Below are 24,356 nucleotides of genomic sequence, written 5' to 3' on the forward strand. Positions count from 1 at the left end.
AATGATATATATTTAAATTTCTTGTTTGCTGAATTTTTTTAAATTGCTTTTAACTCTTTAAAAGCCGTATCTCTCAAGTTTCCTTATGAAATACTAATAAAATAACCCCTCAGCAAATCAATCTGATTCTCAATAACAGCTATGCTTCTTTTTTGTAGTTCATTCACTTCGGGTTGGAAAAAATCTTATTGCGCTTTGGCGTTTTTCTACAACTCCCGCTTCTTTCAGCTTAGCCTCTTTCTCATATGGGAATACCTATTCAATTGTGAGCCTGGAATTTCTTCACCATTCATTGGTATCACCCTTCTTCCTTTTTGGTATTGGGTTATTCTCTATGTCTATAGTATAGCACCATGTTCGTGCAATGTCAATAGGTTTTTTAAAAAAACTTTATTCTTTTTATTTTAATTGTCATTCTTTTCACAAATTTAAGCTATATTGTAAATTTATCATATTTGTATTCCTTCACCTAAAAAATACATTGACTTTCCCTTTCACTCAGGGTAAAATAACTATAGCGATCTTGAAAGGGGTGTTCTAATATGGAACAACAGGAATATACACCAGATATTTATACGCTAGAAGATGAAGAAGGCAATGAAGTTGTATTTGAAATGATTGATAGTATCGAATTAGATGGGCAAAAATATTATGCAATGATGCCATACTATGAAAATCCAGAGGATATGCTCAACGATGACGGCCAGTTAATCGTTCTGCGCAATGAAGTAGTAGACGGTGAGGAAATGATGGCAACCATCGACGATGATGAGGAATATGACCGCATTGGCGAAATTTTTATGAAACGAATTACAGAAATGTTTGAAGACGATGAGGAAGAATAAACAAAAAATTCTTCTTGAATTTTTCAAATAAAATGTTATAATACTATTAGTGACTGCCTTGTCACGTTTGTACAGTTTTATTAATCCAACACTTATGAATTGGGAGTCTAGGCTCTTCTTGTGGATTGCAGACCTCCCGCTTTGGCGGAAGAAGGGAGCGCGAAACAAGAAGGAGGACACCCACCTGTTGCTATGGCACGGGTTTTTCATCCTGTACGACGGCAAGGTGGTTATTTTTTATACCAAAAAAACAGAAAGGGATAATTGTATGGAACACTGGTTATCCAGAACTGAAGCGTTAATCGGGACAGAACAAACCCAAAGGTTGCAACAAGCAAGAGTAGCTATCCTGGGGCTAGGAGGAGTCGGAGGAGCCGCTGCAGAGGCAATTTGCCGTGCTGGAGTTGGAAATATTCTGTTAATGGACCATGATATTGTGGATATTACAAATATCAACCGTCAGTTATTTGCTACAACAAAAACAGTAGGTCAAGAAAAATGCCTTGCTGCTGCCCAAAGGCTACAAAATATTAATCCAGATTGCAAATTAACGGTACATCAAACCTTTTACCAGGCAGATACCCGGGAACTTCTGTTTCAATTCCAACCAAATTTTGTAATAGATGCCATTGATACCGTCACATCTAAATTGGATTTAGCAGTGGAATGCCAAAAGCGCAATGTAAACCTAGTGATGTCTATGGGAACAGGAAATCGTATAGATCCATCTAAATTTCAGATTGGAGATATATCTGATACAGCTGGATGCGGTTGTGCTTTGGCACGTGTAATGCGGAGAGAGCTAAAAAAACGTGGTATTTTACACCAAGCTGTTGTCTATTCCACAGAATTTCCCCAAACCATTGTGGTAGATTCTTCTCATGGGAAACATTCCCCCGGCAGTATCTCTTTTTGTCCTCCAGTAGCTGGTTACTGTTTAGCCTCCTATGTAGTGCAATATCTAATCAAAATATAATTTTTACTATATAGCTATTAAAGTTTCTATTATGCCAAATTTCTCTTTCTTAGGATTATTTATTACGAAGTTTTAGATTACAAAAAGCCAAAATTCCTCTTTTGTTTTATCTACTAGTACAGCGTACTAATCATCATTTTTATCTTTTTATAAGAAGTGTTTCGTTTATCCCTGTTATTTGTCGAATTACAGTATACATAAAAAAAGCCTGTTGTGAAATACTATTCGCAGCAGGCTTTTTATTTTGTTGCATAAATGATTGAGGGATTTTATGAAAAAACATTTCTTTTGTCTGACAGGGGCCATAGCAGGTTTGCTGAATGGGCTATTTGGCGCTGGAGGAGGGGTTGCAGTTGTTCCTTTGCTAGAACACGCTGGGATTGACACTAAGAAATCCCACGCAACCTCCATTGCCATTATCGCTCCTCTGTCACTGATAAGCAGTTTATTGTATTTTCAAAATGGTAGTATTGATTTTTCTCTGGCTTGGTCCTATCTGCCCTATGGATTTGCCGGAGCCTTGGCTGGTTCCCTATTTATGAAAAAAATTCCAACAGCAATCTTGAAACGTTGTTTTGGTGCTGTAATGGTAATATCAGCCATCCGATTATTTTTAAAATGATCCTAACAATTATTGTCGGTTTTTTATCCGGTGTAGCTGCTTCCTTAGGGCTGGGAGGCGGTTTTGTATTGCTATTATACCTGACTGCAGTTGCCAACGCTGGGCAAATGCAAGCACAAGGGGTTAATTTGGTTTTTTTCCTACCAATTGCTGCGTTATCCCTTATTATTCACGCAAAAAACGGATTTATTGAAAAAAAGCCATTACTACCGGCTATCTTATGGGGAGTTATAGGAGTATTAGTAGGAAGTTTTATTGCATTTCATATTCCTGTAGAATGGCTTTCCAAATTATTTGCAGGGTTCATCCTTATTTTAGGAATCAAGGAACTCTTTTTTCCGAAAAAGGAAAATAAAAAAGATGGAGGAGCTGAATCAAAAAAGCCTTCTAATCGGTAATCCCTGTATATTGAATCTTTCTATCCTGATACAACAGAGTTTAACACGATAATTTTTATATTATCGATTCATCTACACGAAAAATCTTCAATAGATGTCTTTCAACCGCTTATAACAAAAAAGAGCATGGTATTAAAATACCTAGCTCTTTTTCATCATATAGTTATTATAGATTTCCATTGTCCATTTGGCTATTTTCAGTGAAACTAAAGAAACATTTTGTTTTTCGATCATGAAATTTTACAGATATTTTATTATTTGAAAAATTCGTATGATAAGCAGAATAAAGGCGATAAACATTAAAAAAATACCAATGGCACGGCTTATCTCCAAAGATAGCTGGGAGGGTTGAACCTCTTTAAAGTGCCATCCATATCGTAAATACCAAACCTTTTTAGGAAAAAATGTAAGAAAAATACCCCCAACTAAGAATGGTAAAATAATCCATCCATAATGAGATCCATCTATTTTCTCCTCCCTTTCAACTAAAATATCACACAACGTACTACCGTCAACATAACGGTTTTGATCATAACCTTCGCTCCATCCAGAAGCTCCACTACTGCTTGAACCCTCCCACCAGTAAGAAGAACCATTTGGATATATAATCTTGATATCATAATAACCATAAGAATTTCCGGAAATGGTATATTGATAGATATTAGTGCCCTCTGAGATAGTACTATTGTTTACATCTACTGTAAATATAGAATCACCCTTGGTTACAGTATAGGTAGAAGAACAGCCTCCTAACATAAATAGTAATACAATTGTCCACAATAACAAATATAACTTCTTCATTTTATATCCTTCCTTTTTCTTCTAATTATTTTTAGCATAACAGATATCGTTTGAAAAGTCAATTTTTGTCGAAAAATGGATAATAGAAAAATGATATGATATACTACGGAAAAATTGTATTTTATGGTAATTATTTAAATAGTTAAATTAGAACATTCCTTTCAGCATATATTATACTTAAAAATGCGTTCAAATGTTATTTATTGTTCACACTCAATTTATTTTACACGTTCAAAATAGATTTTTATTTGACACAAGCCATAAATTGAAAAAGCCGAGGCCACCAGTTCAACGGGTGGATTGCACAGCTTTTAAAAGGAGCTATTCAACAGCTGAACCCCTATAAGAGGTGATGGAATGATATTATTGCATCACGCGCACTGTTATCCCTAAACAGGTCAAAAATAATACTATTTTAATTCACTATTTTTTCGTATATCCTGCCATTTTTCGACTCATATAAAACTTGCTTTAGAATTATTATATTATTCTTTTCCTGGTAAAATCAGGAGATTTTTCCGCGTCAAAAGACACCATTAAAAATATATCTCCAACCTTTCTATCAGAAAAGTTGGAGATATTTTATATTAAGAGAAAAAGAAAATGATTATTTACTATTTTTTCTTTTGGGTGAGTAATATTGCTACACCTGCCAAGGCAATAGTTGCTAATCCTGCAATTGGAGTAACGTCACCTGTTTTGGCTGCGTTTGCTTTTGTTGTGGTAGATTCTTGTCCTGTTTGTGTACCGTCTGCTTTGTTGTCATCTGGTGTTTCGGTAGATGGTTTTTCTACTGCTACCAGACCTTTCATTGCTTCTTGTACTCTTTCTACTGCTGAGTCTACTTCTTCCTGGGTTGCATCTTCGTTCGCCATCACTGCGTTTGCTTCTGCTACTGCTGCTTGCAGTACTGCATAGCTTTCCGCTGTATATGCGTTCGTATCTTTGCCGTTGGCTTCCGCAATTACTTTTTCCAGGATGGATTTATCTGCTTTGTATCTCAGGTTCAGCATCGCGTTCAACAGATTGCTTTCTGCTGTTTCGATTTCTGCCTGCATTGCATTGTCTTTATCCGCTAATAAATCTTGCGCTGCTTTCAATGCTTCTAAGAATTCTGCCTGACCTGCTTCTACAAAGTCATTCATGTCATAGCCTTCTGCCAAGGATACCAGAGCTTCTAAGGAAGTAATATCACCTTTGACAAAGCCTAATTTATGGATTTCTGTCATCAATGCTTTCCATGCTGCGTCTATTGCATCCTGAGTTGCTGCTGGATCTGCCGCAATTTCTTTTGCTGCATCCAATGCTGCGTTGAAGGATTCCTGTACATCTGCGATGACATTATTGAATTCTTCACTCGCTTTCTGTTCTTCTGCATAGGTAATTACTTTATTTAAAATAGTTTTGTCAGAATCTACTACAGCTGACTCACCAACTGTAATCGTACGATCAATCGATAAAGCGAAATCTTTACCTACAGAAATTTCATCTAAGTAGAAGGATTCACTTTGGCCATTTCGTACACCAAATCCGCCTCCAGTTGGAAGATTATTATTAATTGGAGTAATATCTACTAAAACGCCATTTAAATAGGTTAATATTTTCCCATCAACAATTGCGATTTGGAATGTATTTTGTTGTCCTGCTGGTTTTAGGTTAGATAATTGTATTGTATTGAAATTGGATACTTTTCCATCAATACTAGTGTGTTTTTTCAATGTGTTTTTGTCGGAACGGAACTGCCAGAAATAGAAATTTTTGGAGTCCGCTGCGCAGAATGCAATATTCCCCGCATTGTTTTCAATAGTAAATTTACCACTGTAAACGGTGTTGGAGTTGGAAATCCAATCGGAACCTACATTTGAGATTACAACTTGGCTCTTTCCTGCATAAGCACTTCCATTGGAAATTTTTAATCCAGGAAGGGTTTGATCGTTTTTATCATCAAATGTGTTGGTATAAACTGGTATAACCGTCATGTTACTTAAGTCAAAATTAGGTGCTAATTCTGCCAATTTATCAGAAGATGTTGCATTAAGTACAGCCTGCTCTAATGGTTTTACACCTGTAACAGTACCATTTTCATCTACGGTAATGGCATCCCCTTCTTTTACTGTATAAGTAACATTTGAGAGTTCCACTTTTTCTCCATTTTTACGGGTACCTATTAATTTTGCCGTTGTAGCCTCTCCTGGTACGAGCTGTTTATCTTGTCCATCTAATGCTAATTCAATCGATACATCTACAATATCAGTATCATCAACTTGAACTTCTTCCATAACCTGAATCATACGGTCTGTTGAAACAGCAACATCATTACCAACCGAAATATCATTCAAAATCCATGCCTCACTGCTGCCGTTTCGGCATCCAAAGGAACCAGCCATTGGTAAACTGGTATTTGCCTCTGTTACATCAACCAATTCTCCATTTAAATAAGTACGAATTTCATTGTTTGAGCTGATAATCATAAAGCTATTTGACTCACCATCTGGTTTTAAATTGGTCAGTGGAACCGTTTCAAAATTATCAAACTGTCCATTGATATTCGTATGCTTTTTCAAAGTACTGTTATCAGAACGGAATTGCCAGAAATAAAAATTTTTATCGTCTTTTGCATTAAAGGCAAAACTTGCTGCTTTGCTTTGGATGATGAATTCTCCTTTATAAACAATGGAATCATTTTCCGCCCAGTCAAATCCAACTGGTGAAATAATCTTTTGATTTTTTGCCATCTGTACGCCACCATTGGATACAATTAATCCTGGCATAGTTTGGTCATTTGGATCATCAAATGAATTGTTATAATATGGATCTAAAATCTGAATTCGAGTTGCATCAAATCTAATGGAAAGTTCTCCATATACTCCACTTACTAACGCATTTAATACCGATTGTTCTAATGCTTTTGCCCCTGTAACAATCCCATTTTGATCTACTGTAATAGCATCTCCCTCTTTTACAGTATAAATAATATTATCCAGTTGTTTTCTGCTGTTATCACCATAAATTGCAACCAGATTTGCTTGTGTAGACTCACCTACCTCAAGCTGTTTGCCATATTGGTCAATATCCAGCTCAATTACAATATCTTTGATTTGGTCTGCTGGAACAGGTTCCTCTCCAATAACGGTAATGACAATAGATGTTGTACCTGTTTGTCCTTGATAGGTAGCAGTTACCGTAATTGTGGTATTCCCCGGCCTTAACAAATTTAAAGTTCCATCTTGTGCAATCGTAGCGACAGATTCATCACTGCTTTGGAAAGAAAGTTGTACATCACTGCTTGGGATAATATCACCAAACTGATCAGAAATAGTTGCTGTCACGTATTTATCTGTCTCATTTAAATCAATCGAGTTTCCACCTGGGACATAAGCGGAAACATAAACGACTGGAACGGATGGTACTTCTTCAGTAGATATTGCAATAGAATGGGTACCAGAGCCCAGCTGTACTGATAAGAATTTACCTTCACGAGTAGCATCTACTGTTTTACCATCTACAATCAATTTACCATAAGATTTATTGTTAACTGGCATAGAAACTTTGGCAGTTGTGTTAACCGGAATTGTTACCGAAGCCGTCATATCGTCAGTATCGCCATTTTGATAAGAAGCTTGGATTTCTCCACGGATACTTGGAGTTTTTACACTTGCAGAGTCAATCCCTCCGGGCTGGAAGGTAATGTTAAATGTTTCAAACCCTGGAGTGGTTGGCAAAATACCAAACATACCTTGTACAATAGAACATCCAGGAGAAGCGCCCCATGGATGGGATAAGGTAAGGTTACTCTTATGTTTATTACTCCATGCTTCTGGAGAAATAGTCGCTTTTAAGGTATCCATAACAGCGGCAAATGTTTTCGCGTCCTTTGTAGTATCTGGGTTGGTTAGCAGTGAAATTGCTTCCTCTCCATTACCACTCTGGAACAATCCACGTAAAATAAAGTAAGTAGCATAGATACTACCTTTAAATTCTCCGTTATTCCCCACAAATTCCGCTAACCGTTTTGCCATTTCTGGAGAATCATATACACCATAAGCAAGTGCATAGGCGGAAGAATGAAGTGCACTATGTTCGTTTACAACACCAGCAGAGTTCATAGAGTCATAGAACTTGCCGTTTTCACGGTCATAAAGCTTTTCAATCATAGATTTTTTAATCGTTTCAGAACGCTGCCGATATAAATTTTCGTCCTCTGTGTTACCTATAACATGGGCAATTTTTGCCATCAATTCATAAATACCTACATATTCCGCATTAAATGGAGTATTGTAAGTAGATTCTTTATAGCCGTCCCGTTCTCCAGTTGGCCAGTCGATCAAACCGCAACCAGTGACAAGCCCTACTTCTTCTACATAATTGTCTTTTCCACCACTGCCACGGAGCAATTTAGTTTTTAATGTTTCATAGTTTTCTTTTAAGGAATCCGCATTACCTGTGTAAAGGTAATCCTGCCATGCCATTTCTACAGAAAATAGTTTATAATCTTCTGGCCATGTTTGGTTATAAAACAAATACTCATTGGAATAACGCGCCAAGGAATAGTTATCCTGTACCGCATAGCTTGTATTGGAGTTTACCAACAAGTCCCCTTCATATGCTTTACGCTCACGAGCCTGTGAATCAGTATAAAGGTCCTGATTGGTCATCTTCATGGTATATTTGGACATATCATATTCCCGATTGAGCAGGTCATTGCTCGAAACAAAATCAGAATCTTCTTCATCAAATTCCTGATGCATTGCCCAGCCCATAATGTCATCTTCCTCAATTGTTCCTTCAAAGCCAACAATTTCTACATACCGAAAATTTTTCATAGTAATTGTTTCAAAGCTCTGCTCCCCTTCTTTCAGAGTCCAATGATCTGTATAATCGGGGCCAGCTGCTAATTTATGGCGGACAGTTCCATCATCATTCAACTGTTCTCCTGCATAAACCGTTACTTGTTGTTCTTTTGGGCTAGTTAAATTTACTTTTAACCCACCAATAATTTCCTTGCCAAGGTCAATGAACCAGGTACCATCTTCCCGACGCTCTATTTTCTTCGTAGGCTCATCTGTGACAAACCGCAACGTATTCTCCGCAGAATAAGGGGTTAATATACGGCTATTTTCATCAGTAATGGGACCTTTATCCAAAGTTGTACTCCAATTACTATCGTCATAGTTAATCTCTTGCCATCCATATGGATAATAATTTGCATTAATATCTTCGGTAGGCATTTTGAATTCACCAGTACCAATCTCTCTGCCGGTATCTCCAAAAGCAGCGGTACCATCTAAGACTTTCCAGCCATCAGTAGCAGAGTTTGTCAATACCTCTTTTGTTCCATCTTTATAAAATACAGTTGCCTGTGCTAAAAAGGCGCGATTATTGGTGTCACGGTTATAGGCTACTGCGCTAATTACATTATCGCCATTTTTAATATTGTCAGTAATATCATAAGTATTATAAAATGCCTGGGTATATTTAGAGCCATCTTCTTTACGGGCATTATTGAATTCCCTGGCTGGCCCTACACCTACAGATTCCCCATTCACATATAAATCAACTGATTGTGATTTTGTGGATTCTGTTCCACGAACAGTAGCATTTAAAACGACTTTTTCTACTTGATCTCTATCCAAATTTAATTTTGGACTACGGAAAAACAAAAATGTTCCACGTTCTGAACCGTCAGCAAGCGATTCTCCATAGAGTCCAGACATCCTACAAACATTGATATTTCTAGGTACTACTAATTTTCCATTTTCTACGGTACAATTCTTAAAATAACTAACTGCATTTTCCCCTTCAAAGTTACTTTGATAAAGGATTGTTCCGTCCTCAGCAGTTACTTTCACATCATCAATCAGACCTGCGTCACCAGCTCCTGTACGGTAACCAATCGCACCTCCTAAATAACCTTGTTGAGACATGTCTCGTTCATCTACTTGGATATAATTATCTCCAGTATTGGTCATATCTAACCAGGTTGTGACGGTATTGTCTTTTACAGTAATTTTTACTTTAAATGCTTGATTTTCTTTCAGTGTAATCCCTTTATCAGATAAGCCAACTGCTTCTATTTGGGTTAAATTACTACTGCTATTTTTTGCATAACGAACACGCAGCGCATTGTCCCCCACATGGAAACACCATGCATAACAGTTGTTAGGGTCCGGAGAACGAAAAACAAGGCCCATCATTTCAGAAGTGATGGTTACTTCTTGTTCCACCGTATAGTTTGTCCAGCCTTTTTCCGTATAAATATCAGGGGCTGTATAAGGCTTTTTCCATATACCATTGATACTAGTCCATTGGTCTCCTACAGCAGTAGTAAAAGCAATTGGCTCTGATAACGGACTTTCCGCTCCAGCTTTATCTTTTGTTTGTACCTGCCAATAATAAAGCTCGTTATCTGCAAGCTTTTCTTCTAATCCTTCTACCTTTACATAAGTATTTTGATCGGAAGAAATCCATCCGGTATCACATAAATAATCAGATGAATTTGCTTGTTCCAAGGTGTCGGAAATGACAATACGGTATGCAGTTTGCACTTCATTTTGGTCTGTATCATTCACTGCCCATGAAAAAGATGGATTCTTTGTTCCAATTCCATAAGCTTGTTCCAACAACTCAATTTTCATGTTATCCGGTGCCAAGGGCGCTGTATTATCACCATCAATTGCTGATACATTTAAAATCCCCATATTCATTATACAGGAAGCAGCCATGGTAGCCGATAATACCACAGATAAAAATTTTTTAATTTTCATACTCTTTCCTTTCTTCTCATCTCTTGTTCATACAAATTAATTTGTATTCCAATTTTTCAAGTATTTTAGTTTTACTGAAAAATTAATGGAGTGAGCAATTTAAATTTTGTTTAGAAATACTAGCCTCCTTTTTTTGTAAATTTATAGTAAAAATTATTACCATCCGTAAGAAAATTCCACTCTAAAAATAGTTTTATAAATATTTAATGGAGTAAATGTTAAATTGCCCTAACGAATAAGCTTTTTCGTTCATACAAAAAGATATTAAAAAAGCCCTTGAAAGGGCAATAAGGTAAGTTTTTATAATTTTATCATAAGAATGGAAACGTTTACTTAAATAGTATAAAACAAATTCACAAAAACAGCAATAAAAAAACAATATTTTCTCTCTTTTTTACAAATATCAAATTTTAATTTTGTTTAAATACAATAATGCTTTTTGTATGTATAAAAATAAATTTATTTCATTTTGAAATAATATTGGTTTTAAATTTGATAAACTATTGCTGATACACAATGTTAAGTTTTGATTCGCAAATAAATTATAATAACGGTTATTTTGGTGTGCCATGTATTTTTGACATTGAACTTGTCATATTTTATGCTGCAAATATCGTATTTACTTGAATAACATTACCAGATATATATTTTAAAAATGATTGTTGCCAAAATGTTTTCTTCTACAAAGGAGAAAAACTTATTCTCTTTCCGTTTCGAAATATGATAGCATGTAATGTAAATCCGTTAAAGATAGTGTAATAACTGCAGTTTTTAGTTCTACCTCATTAATTTTTATTTTTTCTCTTTTATATTTTAGTACTATTACGATATGATATTTACACATCCACTTTGTATGTAATAAGCTATTTGCTGTTTTACCATTAAAAGTTGTTACAATAGGCTTGAACATTCTTATTGTGTTTGATTTGCTGATTTTTTATATAACTTCTTTTCTTCCACTCACATAGCAGATGGTTTTCTATTTTGCTTCACTCAACTGCCTAAAGACGCTCATATAAAAATCGCTTTTTATCTGCTTACTATCACCTTTTTATTCTATCCCAAATTTTTTAGAAAAAAATATCTATGAAGCGTGTTACCTAAAAATCTTCTTAAAAAATAAAAAAAGCCCGAAATCTCGGACTTTTTTAGACGATATCTATTTTGTTCGCCATACATGGTGGAGACGAAGAGGATCGAACTCTCGACCTTACGGATGCGAACCGTACGCTCTCCCAGCTGAGCTACGCCCCCGTACAACATATTTATCAAAATAGAAAACTACGGTTTTACAATATTGTATTAAGCAAGCCTATTTTCCATAAAACCTATCAAAAAATTGTAAAACTGAAATTTTAAAGATTGGTGCGGGCGGTGGGACTTGAACCCACACGCCGAAGCACTGGCTCCTAAGACCAGCGTGTCTGCCATTCCACCACGCCCGCTTTTCTCTCTGTATCAAAGATACTTATATAGTATAGCAACTTTTTTTTTTAATGTCAAGATTTTTTTGCATAACGTTGTTGGATTTGATTCACATTTTCTTGAATTGCCGCTTTTAACTCTGGAATTCCAGAAAATTTTTGCTCCGGACGTAAGTATTCTAAAAGATGCACTTTGATATTTTTTCCATACAAATCCCCTTCAAATCCAATAATATGGGTCTCTGCCAATGGAAATGAGGTGTTATGCACTGTGGGTTTTACTCCTACATTCGTAACTCCATAATATTTTTTATGTCCAATATACAGATAAGAGGCATACACACCAAACTTAGGGATTAAAAATTCGGAACGGAATACTTGGTTGATTGTTGGCAGTCCAATTGTCCTACCCAACTGTGCACCAGTAACAACTGGAAAATCAAAGCAATATTCATAACCCAGCAAACAGTTCGCTTGCTGGATATTACCTTCCGCAATCGCCTGGCGTATCCTTGTGGAACTAATAGGTTCTCCATCATCCAGTAACGGAGGCATAGATTTTACCTGAATTCCATAAGGCTCTGCCAATTTACGCAGTAAATCAACATCCCCTTTTCCACCTTTTCCAAAGTGGTAGTTATATCCACATGCAATTACTTTTACCTGTAACTGATCCGCTAACAATTGGATAAATTGTTCTGCTTTCAAATCTCGTATTTCAACAAAATCTGGTTCTATTAAAATACGAACACCTAGTTTTTCCAGTAAATCCTGTTTAATCCGGTCTGTAATAATCATCGAAAAATTGGATTTATTGGCTGGTATCGCATGCCTAGTATGAAAAGAAAGCACAACCGGCATCAAACCTTGGTTCCCCTCAACCGCTTGTCGAATGACAGCTTGATGCCCACGGTGTACTCCATCAAACAACCCCAACGCAATGGCTGTAGGCTGTTGAATTGGTTTGATATGCTGGAAATATTTCAAAACAGCCTCCCCTTCCATTAAATCAATAATTTTCGTATTACTAATTCGCTTGTTTCCATATTTGGAATAGCAATACCCAAAAATTCACCCTGTGCGCCATATACTGCCTGTTCTTCTATGGATTGCTGCCAATGAATTCGCTTCAAATCCAACTTAACTCCATTGGAAAACATTCTGGTTTGAATCGGGTTCAATTGAATTTTTGGAAATTTAGAAAACAACCGTTCTACTGATATAAGGGCTTTTTCCAATGTTTCCTGGTCTTTCATTTTCTGGATTTGTTCCAGTGTAAAACAATCTTCCAAACAAAAACATCCCGCTTGTGTACGAACCAAATCAGTCAACACAGCGCCAACCCCCAGCTTTTTCCCAATATCATCGCATAAGCTGCGGATATAAGTACCTTTTGAGCAGAATACATCTATTTTTCCTATTTGTTCTTCTGGGGAAAATTCTAGCAAATTCAACCCGTAAATTTCTACTTGCCGTGGTTTCCGCTCTATCTCTTTTCCTTGTCTTGCCAAATCATAAAGCCGTTGTCCATTCACTTTTACAGCGGAATACATGGGTGGAAATTGGGATATAACCCCTTGAAATTGGGATAGTGTTTCCTTTAATCCTTCCAGGGATATCTGAGATGGACAGGATGACAGAATAGTCCCTGTACGGTCTAACGTATCGGTTGTTTGACCCAATTGAAAAGAAGCCGTATACCGTTTTCTATGGTCTGGCATCAAATCAATTGCTCTGGTAGCACGCCCAATAAAAACGGGCAATACCCCTGTGGCCATGGGGTCCAATGTGCCAGAATGTCCAATTTTTTTTATTTTGGTCATTCCCCTCAACTTTGCCACCACATCAAAAGAAGTAAATCCTTCCGGTTTATTGATACAGATAATTCCGTCCATTAATTTGTCAAACTCCTTTGCGCTGCTTGTATCAGTTTTTCTTTAACTTCAGTAAGAGTTCCTGAAATATTACAGCCCGCAGCCCGTTTATGTCCACCTCCGCCAAACAAACGCCCCAACTGGGAAGCATCTACTTTTTCGGAGGTACGGATAGAAATTTTATAAAAGTTGGCCCCATCTTCCCGGATGGTAAAGCCAAGTTCTACCCCTTCAATCTGCCTAGCAATCGCAGAAACCCCATCAAAGGTGGTGTTATCCGCTCCTAGTTCTTCCATTTCCTTACGGGAAACCGCTGTCATCGCGCATTTCCCATCACAATAAAACTCCATACCATCCAGGATTAGGCGTTCCAACCCCAAACGGGCACGGCTTTTTGTTTCAAACATAGCACGGTTGATCTTTTCAAACTCCACCCCGTTTTTCATCAACTCAGCCGCATAGAGATGGCATTCCACTGTAGTGTTGGAATATTTAAAGCATCCGGTATCGGTCACTATCCCTGTATACAGAGCGGTAGCTATCGGTCCTTCTATTTTATCCACCAGTTTCTCTGCAATCTGGTAAACAAGTTCGGCAGCGGAGGAGGCTTCTGGAATCACATAGGCATAATTTGCAGAAATCTGATTGGAAATATGGTGGTCAATACACAAATCAATTTGATTTGCATACCTTTCTAATTGATTGCCCAACAAAGTAGTATCTGCAATATCCACACTTATTACAAACTCTGGTTCAAAATCCAGTTCCATATGGTCTGGAACTAAAAACTGATACCGTTCTGGAAACCCATCGGAATTTAATACACAAGCATGTTTTCCAAGATGCTTTAATGTATAATACAAGCCAAATCCAGAGCCTAAAGTATCCCCATCAGGATTTTTATGGGTTAAAATCACAATATTATCCTGCTGACACAACAATTCACACAATTCCAAAAGATTAGTCTTCATGGTGTTCCTTTTTCTCCATCTCTAAAAAAATCTGATTTAAGTGAGCACTGTATTCGATGGAATCATCCGGCACAAACTTTAACTCTGGGCTTTTCCTCAAATGCAAATTGTTAGAAAGTTCCCGTTTAATAAAACCAGTCGCACTGGTCAGTCCTTTTACAGCCTCTTTTGCAATCTCAATCCCTTCCATTGCGCTAACGTAAATTTTCGCAAAAGAAAGGTCATTGGTCACTTCTACGCGGACAAAGCTCAGCATTTTATCTTTTACACGAGGATCTTTTAATTCCCTTGCGATTAAACTCAATTGGCGTTTGATATCCTCAGAAACCCGTGCAGATTTATAACTGTTCATCTGGTTCCTCCTATGATGAAAACCGCAATGGAAAACAAACAATCCCAGTGAATCCCTCCACCGTACTATTTTCCAAAGGAAGGAACGTATCCCCCTTTGGAAGCTTCCACGCGGTTTTTGTATTAATCTCTATATTCTTCTAAAATGAAGGATTCAAAAATGTCCCCTTCTTTGATATCGTTGAATTTCTCCAGACCGATACCACATTCATACCCTTTGTTCACTTCTTTTTGGTCGTCTTTAAACCGTTTTAAAGATGAAATCTGGTCTTCCGCAATGACGATGCCGTCACGTACCAAACGGATTTGTGCGGAACGGGCTACCTTGCCTTCCAATACATAACAGCCAGCAACAGTACCAACATTGCTAATACGGTATACCTGGCGCACTTCCGCACGACCAAGTTGTACTTCCCTGGTTTTTGGTTCCAACATCCCCTTCATCGCCTGCTCAACGTCTTCGATTGCATCGTAAATAACACGGTACATTCTCATTTCAACGTTTTGTTCTTCCGCATCCGCTGCAGCGATTGGATCTGGACGAACATTAAACCCGATAATAATCGCATTGGAAGCATTTGCAAGCATAACATCGGATTTAGAAATTGCACCAACAGCGCCGTGGATTACTTTTACACGCACTTCATCATTAGAAAGTTTTTCCAAGGATTGTCTTACCGCTTCCACAGAGCCTTGTACATCCGCTTTTACCACAATGTCCAGCTCTTTCATTTCCCCTTCCGCAATCTGACTAAACAGATTATCTAAAGTAACCTTCTGGAAGGATTTGAACTGTTCTTCTTTCTGGTCATGTTTTCTCTGTTCACTCAGTTCACGTGCCAGGCGTTCATTTTCTACCGCATTAAAGGTTTCACCAGCAGCTGGAACTTCATCCAAACCGGTAATTTCCACTGGAGTGGAAGGCCCTGCTTCTTTTACGGATTTTCCTTTGTCGTTCAACATTGCACGAACTCTACCAACAGTGGTTCCCGCAATTAAACTATCCCCTACATGTAAAGTACCGTTCTGTACCAACAAAGTGGCAACTGGTCCACGTCCTTTATCCAAGTAGGCTTCCACAACAGCACCTTTTGCAAGGCGATTTGGGTTTGCTTTTAATTCTTTGACTTCTGCAACCAAGTTTACCATTTCCAATAATTCAGGAATTCCTTCTCCTGTGTGAGCGGAAACAGGTACACAAATAATATCCCCACCCCATTCTTCTGGAACCAATCCATATTCTGTTAATTCCTGTTTGACACGTTCTGGGTTTGCTTCTGGCTTATCAATTTTATTGATTGCCACAATGATGGATACTTCAGCTGCTTTTGCGTGGTTGATTGCTTCTACAGTTTGTGGCATGATACCATCATCAGCTGCAACAACTAAAATGGCAATATCGGTCATATTGGCACCACGCATCCTCATGGCGGTAAACGCTTCATGTCCTGGGGTATCTAAGAAAGTGATTTCTTTCCCATCATCCAGACGCACTTTATACGCACCAATATGTTGGGTAATACCACCCGCTTCTCCGGAAGTGACATGGGCATTGCGGATATTATCCAACAAAGATGTTTTACCATGGTCAACATGTCCCATTACCACTACAACTGGGCAACGTGGTTCCAAATCTTCCTCGGCGTCTTTTTCTTCCTCAAAAAGGCGTTCCTCAATGGTAACAATAACCTCTTTTTCCACTTTTGCGCCCAGTTCTTCTGCCACCAGGGAAGCGGTATCAAAATCAATGGTTTCGTTTAAGCTGACCATAACACCCAATGGGATGAGTTTTTTAATTACTTCACTTGCTGTTACCTTTAAACGGGAAGCTAATTCAGAAACAACAATTTCATCTGGGATTAATACCTTTAATTGCTGTTTCCGAGCACGTTCTAAAGCAAGACGTTGTAGCTTTTGCGCTTCGGTCTCTTTTTGTTTCCCATATTGTTGCTTTCCTCTTTGGGCAGAACGTTGATTTAGTTTCTGTTTTTTCACATAGTTATCACGGGTCAATTTATTCTGTGGTGCTAACTGGGAGTAACGTTCATTGTATTTATCCAAATCCACATGCACTGTTCTAGTATCAATGCGGCGAACATCATCCTTTTCTTGTTGTGGTTGGATATCACGTACATTTTGCTCTTCCGCTTTAATGGATTGCCTCAATGTTTCCGTGTATTTGGTATGTTTTTTCTGCTTTTGTTGTTTTGGTTGGGATGCTGGTTTCTCTTCTTTTTTATTGGCATTTTGTTGTTTTTTAACCGGTTGTTTTTCCTCTTGTTTTTTGGTTTTTACTGCTTTTTCCACTTTTTTTACAGGCTTTTTCTCTGCTTTTTTAGGCTCTTGTTTTTCTTGTTTTTCAGGCTGAGAGGCAGATTGAAAATAAGCATCAAAATTATCCACCTGATTTTTCTGAGTATAGTAATCAAAAATATAATTTAATTCTTGTTCCGTTAAAACAGAAGTATTTTTTTTGGTTTCCCCAAATTCCTTCTGCAATAATTCCAGCACATCTTTTACTGGCTGGTTCAAATCTTTGGCTACTTCGTTTACTTTATATTTAATCGTCATTATACTGTCATACCTCCTAATTAGATTGTTCTGATTGCGGCTGATCATCCGATAAATTTGCCAGGCTCTTTTTCAGCATTGTTACAAAACCTTGGTCTGTAATAGCAAATACGCCTATTTTTTTCCGTAACATTTGAGCAACCTGGTCCATGGTGAGTGGAACCAAAACTGCTTCTATTTGATATTTTCCTGCTAAAAACAGGATTTCCTTTTTTGTTTTATCAGAGAGATCCTCGGTATATAAAATCAACAATGCCAAACGGTTTACAACTGCTTGTTTTACACTGTCAAACCCCGCTTCCAGTTTACCTGCCCTTCTGCAAAGCCCAAGGTTACTCAGCAAATTACTCACCCGCAATCATCTCACTTTCCATTTTATCATAGACCTCATCCGGAATTTTACATTGAAAACTCCTTTCAATCCTACGGGATTTTCTGGCCTTTTTTAAACAGTCGATGCAATTGCAAACATAGGCTCCTCTTCCAGGGGCTTTACCAGTTAAATCTAAAGATATTTCCCCTTCTTTATTTTTAACTACACGCACCAACTCTTTTTTTGGTTTCATCTCTCCACATCCAGTGCACATCCTCAATGGAACCTTTTTTGCTTGCATGGTCGCACCTCCTTGAAATGGTTTTCTATTCTAATTCCTGTTCTACGCCCTGCTGGATTTCCTCTGTTGTCTCTTGCTGTTCTTCCATCAATTCATCTGTTTCTGAGTCAACGGTTTCTTCCTCTTCTTTCTGAGGTTTTGCAGGTGCTACAGGAGTAAAGGCACTATCTGGACTAATATCAATTTTATATCCTGTTAAACGGGCTGCCAATTTCGCATTCTGCCCTTTGTTACCAATTGCCAAAGAGAGCTGGGAATCTGGAACGCTGACAAACGCGATTTTTTCGCCATCATCACTCAAAATCACTTCGGTAACATCTGCTGGTGACAAAGCAGCGGCAATAAACTGCGCTGGATCTTCGCTGTACTGAATAACATCAATTTTTTCTCCGCCCAATTCTTCAATAATATTGGATACACGCATTCCTTTTGGACCAATACACGCACCAATTGGGTCAACATTTTCATCTTTGGAGTAAACCGCAATCTTTGTTCTGGAACCTGCTTCGCGGGAAATGGATTTTACCTGTACAGTACCATCAAAAATTTCTGGAACTTCCATTTCAAATAGGCGTTTTACCAAGTCTTTATGGGTTCTGGAGATTTTTAAGGAGCAACGTTTTTCACTGGAAGTAACATCCACAACGTACACTTTAATTTTATCCCCAGGCTGTAAATCATCAGTAGGAAGCTGTTCGTTTTTAAACAGCAGCACTTCATTTTTATCCATCTGAACAAAGGCATTGCCGTTAGCTGGATCAATCTTGTTCACAGTAGCAGTGACAACCTCTCCAACTTTTCCGCCCATCTGGTTCATCATCTGTTCCCGTTCTGCTTCACGGATTCCCTGACGAATAACATGTTTCGCGGTTTGCGCCGCAATTCTTCCAAACTGTTTGGTTTCCAGTTTGATTTCCACAGGTTCGCCAATCATAGCGCGTTTGGAATAGCGCTGTGCTTCTTCCAAAGTAATTTGATTTACTGGGTCTTCCACTTCACGTACTACATCTTTGATGATGCTTACTTTGTATTGACGGGTCAATGGGTCTAAAACCACATTTACCGCTTCTACTCCGCCAAAATCTTTTTTTACAGCAATAGTAATTGCATTCGTGATTTTTTCGATTAAGTAATCAATAGAAATCCCTTTTTCCCTTGCGATTAATTCTAGGGCGTCAAAAAATTCGTTATTCATTTTGCTCATTCATCCTTCCACATTTACGATCCAATATTCATATTTTGATTTTGCTAAAACAAATCTAAATCATCATCCAGTTTTACATAGGAACAATCCGAAAATGGCACAGAAAATTCACCTTTATCGGTTTGGATGGTAACAATCTGATTTTCAAAGGATTCTAAAATTCCTGTAAACTCCCTTTGCTTTTCTATTGGACGAATTAATTTAATCGTCACCTGTTGCCCTAAAAAAGCATCAAAATGCTGCTGCTTTTTTAGTTTGCGGCCCAATCCGGCAGAAGATACTTCCAGGTAATAGCTTTGGTCAATTGGATCCAATTCATCCAATTTGTCACTTAGTAAACGGCTCACATTTTCACAGTCGCTCACTTCCATAATTCCATCTGGACGGTCTAAAAAGACACGTAAAAACCAGGATGCGCCTTCTTTTTCAAATGCTACATCCCATAACATCAAACCAAATTGCTCCGCAATTGGCTTTGCTATCTCTGTTACCAGAGTAACTGTGTTGCTTTTGGCCATAATATCCTCCTTTGTATCCAGGCTGTTAACCTCCAAAAAATTTGCTTTAATATAAACGAAAGACCGGGTCGCGACCCAGTCTTTCCAATTACCATATTTACCACTACTATGGTAACACAAAACAAAAGGGATGTCAACCGTTTCCCTTTGTTCTTTCCAGGTTTTTCAGGTTTATGACCAAAATACTTGGTTTCTGAGTAGATTCACAGCAAACTGCCACCTGATACCCAGGTAAATCAGCATAAGAATAAAACTGGCATCCAGTGCAGTCAGTTATAATTTTGCCATGATCTTCATAACACATAAATCGGGATAGTCCCAAGGTAATCCCCTCCCCTTGGTATTTACAATAACTTTCTTTTAATGTCCATAAGGTGAAGAAAAATTCAACCGGGTTTCTGCTACAAGAATAATATTCCCATTCCTCTGGAACCATAACCCGTTTTGCCACCCTGGATTTTTCCGGTCGAATTTGTTGCAAATCAACTCCAATGGGTTTCTGATGGAGTGCAATCCCAATCCAATCCCCAGAATGGCTTATATTAAACTGGATTTGAGGGGCATCCTGAAAATAAGGTTTTCCGTGTTGGTCAACATTCCATTGTAAATCAGCGCAATTCAAACCAAAATAATGTTGTATTCCATACTCCAACAGCTTCCAGGAATAAAAACAGCGTAGCTTATCCTTCTCACACTTCATCAGTCTAATTTTTTTCAACCGATGTTCTGGCAATTGTTGAATTATCTTCTGTTGTTCTATTTTCTTACCTGCAATTGAGCAAAGCAACAAAACCGGTTCCATTCATTCTTCCCCTTTCATTATTTTTACTATTGTACCACAAACAATAAACTAGAATCAATTTTTTGACATGGTTGAGAAACTAAAGTATAATAAAAATATCTTAAATAATATAGAAAAAGGTGAACTGAAATGAAGTTAAATCCTTCCTGTATCCCCTGCTTAGTCCAAAAACAGCAAAAACGAGTAGCCCATGAGGATACTGAAAAACAGCTGCATTATTTAAAAGATGTGTTAGGAGCAATCGCCAACTCTCAGGAACAGGCATCCGCTCCTTATTTAACTTCGACGATCAATCGAGTTTATCAAAACTATTTTGGAAAACAGGATGATTACGCAGAATTAAAACAGCAATATAATGCATATCTATTAGAGCGTATGGAACAAATCCAGAATAAAATCAACCATGCGGCTGACCCATTGTTGGCAGGAATCCAGTATGCTCGGGCAGGCAATTACATTGATTTTGGAGCAATGAACCAGGTCAATACAGAGGATTTAGACCATCTGTTGGAAACTGCATTAGAACAAACCATTGACCAAAAAACCTATCAGCAGTTTTGCGAACAGTTAAATTCCGCAAAAAAATTGGTGTACTTAACCGACAACTGCGGCGAAATCGTATTGGATATGCTATTGTTGCAGCAATTAAAAAAATATAACCTGGATATCACTGTTATTGTCCGAGGAGCCCCTATTTTAAACGACACCACCTTACAGGATGCTAAACAGTGCAAGATGGACCAGGAGTTTCAGGTATTAGAAAATGGGACAGATATCGCCGGCACTGAATTGGAGTTAATTTCCGATGAGGCAAAACAAGCAATTCAACAAGCGGATATTATCATTTCCAAAGGGCAAGGGAATTTTGAGAGTTTGCACGGCTGCGGTTTAAATATCTACTACCTTTTTTTATGTAAATGCCAGCTATTTGTAAACCGGTTCCACTTAAACCATTTGGATGGTGTTTTTATTAACGAAAGGGATGTACAAATATAAAAACCTTTAACTAATATTTCGTATTAAAATAACACAACTCAACAATTTGTATTATTTGTTTTTGCGTTATACTTGACAAGGGACTTACTTCTTGCTATACTAAACCCGAAAAATAAAATCAGTTTGGAGATGAAAACATGAGAAATACTTCCTGCTAATCAAATTGGGGAAACAAATTAAACCAACGGCAAGCCCGTTTTGTTTGTTGTACCCCTTGCAGGAAAGTAACTCATGGTTTTGTCCCGTTGTTCCTAGGGAGAATTCTCTTTCTTCCCCTTTGTTTGAACCAGGCCACAGAATTACTTTTCTGCGGCCTTTTTTGATGTCATAAAATAATATAAGGGGGAATTTTAAATGTCTTTGATTTCAATTCAAAATTTAACCTTTTCTTATGATGGAAATGATCAAACCATCTTTGACCATGTCTCTTTCCAGTTTGATACCCATTGGAAACTAGGATTTATTGGTAGGAATGGACGAGGAAAAACCACTTTCCTGCGCCTATTGCAAAAAGAATTCTCTTATACTGGCACTATCTCCTGTGCAGTACCACTTTATTATTTTCCAATGCGAATTCCTGACCAGGATGAAATGGTAGTGGATTTGCTTTCGATATTCAACCCCAACTGTGATTTATGGATGTTTCAACGGGAATTTTCCCTGTTGAAATTGGATGAATCTGTATTATATCGACCTTATTCTACATTAAGTAATGGAGAACAGACAAAAATACAACTGGCGTCCCTATTTTTACAAGAAAACAGCTTTTTATTGATTGATGAACCCACCAACCATCTGGATTGGCATGGGCGCCAAACGGTTGCCCGCTATCTCAATCAAAAGAAACAGGGGTTTCTGCTGGTTTCCCATGATAGAACTTTTCTAGACCAGTGTGTAGACCATATCCTTTCCATAAACCGAAACAATATAGAGGTACAACAAGGAAATTGTTCCAGCTGGCTGGAGAACAAACGGCGTCAAGATCAGTTTGAACAAATGGAAAATGAAAAACTACAAAAAGAGATTTGTCGTTTACAAAAATCAGCCCAGCAAACTGCCAATTGGTCAGACAAATTGGAAAAAACTAAAATCGGGACCCGAATTTCAGGCTTAAAGCCGGACAGAGGATATATTGGACACAAATCCGCTAAAATGATGCAACGCTCTAAGTCCATACAACAACGCCGCCAAAAGGCAATTGAGCAAAAATCTTCTTTGCTTAAAAATATCGAAACAACCGCTACCCTAAAATTGTCCCCCCTTGTTTGGCATACGAATACAGTAGCATCCTGCTCTAATCTCTCTATTGCATATGATAATATTTCTGTTTGCCAGGATGTCGCCTTTACCATCCAACGTGGGGATCGGATTGCGCTGTGCGGAAAAAATGGATGTGGAAAATCCAGTATTTTAAAATTATTCCAGGGCTATTCCATTCCTTATCAGGGTGAAATCTCAATTCATCCCAATTTACAAATTTCCTATCTTCCTCAGGACTGTTCCCAGCTAAACGGAGATCTAAAAGAATTTATCCAACAGCACAACTTAGAAGAAAGCCTATTCAAGGCAATTTTAAGGAAACTGGATTTCTCCCGCTCCCTTTTTGATCTGCCAATGGAGGGTTATAGCAATGGGCAAAAGAAAAAAATATACCTTGCTGCCAGCTTATGCAAACCTGCCCATTTATATCTTTGGGACGAACCCCTTAATTATATTGATTTGTACTCCCGCATCCAGATAGAAGAATTGCTGCTGCAATACCAGCCCACCCTCCTGTTTGTGGAACACGACCAATCTTTTCTGGAACATGTTGCCACCAAACAAGTTGTATTGTCATCTTCTTGTCCTATTCACAAAAATATTGTATGATACATAAGAGGTTTTTACATTTCCCTTACATTTTATTGCATACTTAAAAACCCTTTTCTGCCATACTAATAATAGCGTAAGAAGATAGAGAGGAATGCTATGTACCATATTTTTATTGTAGAAGATGACTCTTCCATTACAAAAATGATCCAAACTACGTTGGAAATTGGTGGATACCAAAGCAGCACTTGCGAAAACGGGAAACAGGCGGTAGAACAAATTTTATCCCAGCCATTTGACCTTATCCTGTTAGATGTCATGCTGCCGGATATGGATGGTTTTTCTATTTTGGAACAAATCCGCCATCTGGATATTCCAGTGATTTTTTTAACCGCCTTACAGGAAGTAACCGACAAAGTAAAAGGGTTGCGTCTGGGAGCAGAAGATTATATTGTCAAACCGTTTGAGGCAATGGAACTGCTGGCAAGGATTGAAGTTGTCCTACGCCGTACCCATCGGGAAAACACCCAGCTATCCTACCAGAATATTTTAGTGAACACCGAACAGCATATGGTGTACCGAAATGATATCCCTATCAACCTAACCCCAAAAGAGTTTGAAGTATTGGTGTTTTTCCTGAAACATCCCAATATCGCCATCACCAGGGAACGGCTCTTATCCTCTATTTGGGGCTATGAATACGAAGGGGAAACCAGAACAGTGGACATCCATATCCAACAAATCCGAAAAAAATTAGGTTTAAAAGATAAACTGGTAACCATCCCAAAATTGGGGTACCGGTTAGATCAATGAGGA

At 37.9% G+C, this 24,356-nt stretch carries 19 protein-coding genes, 2 tRNA genes and 1 other RNA gene; 8 read left to right on the plus strand and 14 right to left on the minus strand.

Features of this window, described 5'->3' with window-relative positions; genetic code table 11:
• Positions 1-542 precede the first annotated feature (542 nt).
• The 5 genes from H8Z77_RS07500 to H8Z77_RS07520 all read left to right on the plus strand — a co-directional run bounded on the left by H8Z77_RS07500 (position 543) and on the right by H8Z77_RS07520 (position 2,841).
• Positions 543-845, plus strand: a complete 303-nt coding sequence (locus H8Z77_RS07500; RefSeq protein ID WP_069987322.1) for a DUF1292 domain-containing protein — start codon at positions 543-545, stop codon at positions 843-845.
• Between the two features lie 47 nt (positions 846-892).
• A non-coding RNA gene (gene ssrS / locus H8Z77_RS07505) (6S RNA) lies at positions 893-1,082 on the plus strand.
• A gap of 31 nt (positions 1,083-1,113) precedes the next feature.
• Entirely contained in the window at positions 1,114-1,821 is a 708-nt protein-coding gene (locus H8Z77_RS07510) for a tRNA threonylcarbamoyladenosine dehydratase (protein WP_186996639.1), read from the plus strand.
• Between the two features lie 271 nt (positions 1,822-2,092).
• Entirely contained in the window at positions 2,093-2,443 is a 351-nt protein-coding gene (locus H8Z77_RS07515; protein ID WP_069987323.1) for a sulfite exporter TauE/SafE family protein, read from the plus strand.
• Positions 2,440-2,841, plus strand: coding sequence for a sulfite exporter TauE/SafE family protein (locus H8Z77_RS07520; RefSeq protein ID WP_186996640.1), 402 nt, complete (start codon positions 2,440-2,442; stop codon positions 2,839-2,841). The genes H8Z77_RS07515 and H8Z77_RS07520 overlap by 4 nt, the downstream gene beginning before the upstream one ends.
• Positions 2,842-3,081: 240 nt before the next feature.
• On the opposite strand, the gene H8Z77_RS07525 is transcribed toward H8Z77_RS07520, so the two are convergent.
• From H8Z77_RS07525 to H8Z77_RS07590, 14 genes are all read right to left on the minus strand, one after another.
• Entirely contained in the window at positions 3,082-3,642 is a 561-nt protein-coding gene (locus H8Z77_RS07525; RefSeq protein ID WP_083256350.1) for a DUF6199 family natural product biosynthesis protein, read from the minus strand.
• Between the two features lie 614 nt (positions 3,643-4,256).
• Positions 4,257-10,406 (minus strand): family 78 glycoside hydrolase catalytic domain, encoded by a 6,150-nt coding sequence (locus H8Z77_RS07530; protein ID WP_186996641.1) that lies wholly within the window; start codon positions 10,404-10,406, stop codon positions 4,257-4,259.
• A gap of 1,178 nt (positions 10,407-11,584) precedes the next feature.
• A tRNA-Ala gene (locus H8Z77_RS07535) sits at positions 11,585-11,660 on the minus strand.
• A gap of 109 nt (positions 11,661-11,769) precedes the next feature.
• Positions 11,770-11,851, minus strand: a tRNA-Leu gene (locus H8Z77_RS07540).
• A 54-nt stretch (positions 11,852-11,905) separates the two neighbouring features.
• Entirely contained in the window at positions 11,906-12,817 is a 912-nt protein-coding gene (locus tag H8Z77_RS07545; RefSeq protein WP_159427347.1) for a bifunctional riboflavin kinase/FAD synthetase, read from the minus strand.
• A gap of 17 nt (positions 12,818-12,834) precedes the next feature.
• Positions 12,835-13,725 (minus strand): tRNA pseudouridine(55) synthase TruB, encoded by an 891-nt coding sequence (gene truB / locus H8Z77_RS07550; RefSeq protein ID WP_069987327.1) that lies wholly within the window; start codon positions 13,723-13,725, stop codon positions 12,835-12,837.
• Positions 13,725-14,675: a DHH family phosphoesterase gene (locus H8Z77_RS07555; protein WP_186996642.1), complete on the minus strand. Its 951-nt coding sequence runs from the start codon at positions 14,673-14,675 to the stop codon at positions 13,725-13,727. The genes truB and H8Z77_RS07555 overlap by 1 nt, the downstream gene beginning before the upstream one ends.
• A complete protein-coding gene (gene rbfA / locus H8Z77_RS07560) occupies positions 14,665-15,027 on the minus strand; it encodes a 30S ribosome-binding factor RbfA (protein WP_069987329.1) in 363 nt (120 codons plus the stop codon). The genes H8Z77_RS07555 and rbfA overlap by 11 nt, the downstream gene beginning before the upstream one ends.
• 122 nt (positions 15,028-15,149) lie before the next feature.
• Positions 15,150-17,597: a translation initiation factor IF-2 gene (gene infB / locus H8Z77_RS07565; protein WP_186996643.1), complete on the minus strand. Its 2,448-nt coding sequence runs from the start codon at positions 17,595-17,597 to the stop codon at positions 15,150-15,152.
• A 16-nt stretch (positions 17,598-17,613) separates the two neighbouring features.
• Positions 17,614-17,949 (minus strand): L7Ae/L30e/S12e/Gadd45 family ribosomal protein, encoded by a 336-nt coding sequence (locus tag H8Z77_RS07570; protein WP_186996644.1) that lies wholly within the window; start codon positions 17,947-17,949, stop codon positions 17,614-17,616.
• Positions 17,942-18,211 carry an RNase P modulator RnpM gene (gene rnpM, locus H8Z77_RS07575; protein ID WP_186996645.1) on the minus strand — a complete coding sequence of 90 codons (270 nt, stop codon included), beginning with the start codon at positions 18,209-18,211 and terminating at the stop codon, positions 17,942-17,944. The genes H8Z77_RS07570 and rnpM overlap by 8 nt, the downstream gene beginning before the upstream one ends.
• A gap of 25 nt (positions 18,212-18,236) precedes the next feature.
• Complete coding sequence (gene nusA / locus H8Z77_RS07580) at positions 18,237-19,406, minus strand: transcription termination factor NusA (protein ID WP_186996646.1); 1,170 nt, start codon at positions 19,404-19,406, stop codon at positions 18,237-18,239.
• 53 nt (positions 19,407-19,459) lie between these two features.
• Positions 19,460-19,933, minus strand: coding sequence for a ribosome maturation factor RimP (gene rimP, locus H8Z77_RS07585; protein WP_186996647.1), 474 nt, complete (start codon positions 19,931-19,933; stop codon positions 19,460-19,462).
• A gap of 133 nt (positions 19,934-20,066) precedes the next feature.
• Positions 20,067-20,735, minus strand: coding sequence for a 4'-phosphopantetheinyl transferase family protein (locus H8Z77_RS07590; RefSeq protein WP_186996648.1), 669 nt, complete (start codon positions 20,733-20,735; stop codon positions 20,067-20,069).
• Positions 20,736-20,864: 129 nt separating this feature from the next.
• On the opposite strand from H8Z77_RS07590, the gene H8Z77_RS07595 reads away from it, so the two are divergent.
• From H8Z77_RS07595 to H8Z77_RS07605, 3 genes are all read left to right on the plus strand, one after another.
• Positions 20,865-21,731, plus strand: a complete 867-nt coding sequence (locus H8Z77_RS07595) for a damage-control phosphatase ARMT1 family protein (protein WP_207726004.1) — start codon at positions 20,865-20,867, stop codon at positions 21,729-21,731.
• Between the two features lie 354 nt (positions 21,732-22,085).
• The gene (abc-f, locus tag H8Z77_RS07600) at positions 22,086-23,600 is read left to right on the plus strand and encodes a ribosomal protection-like ABC-F family protein (protein WP_186996649.1); all 1,515 of its coding nucleotides are present in this window, start codon (positions 22,086-22,088) and stop codon (positions 23,598-23,600) included.
• Between the two features lie 99 nt (positions 23,601-23,699).
• On the plus strand, positions 23,700-24,353 hold the full coding sequence (locus H8Z77_RS07605) for a response regulator transcription factor (protein ID WP_069987337.1): 654 nt from the start codon (positions 23,700-23,702) through the stop codon (positions 24,351-24,353).
• The last annotated feature ends 3 nt before the right edge of the window (positions 24,354-24,356 follow it).

The organism is Clostridium facile, from assembly GCF_014297275.1.
Lineage (GTDB): Bacteria > Bacillota > Clostridia > Oscillospirales > Ruminococcaceae > Massilioclostridium > Massilioclostridium facile.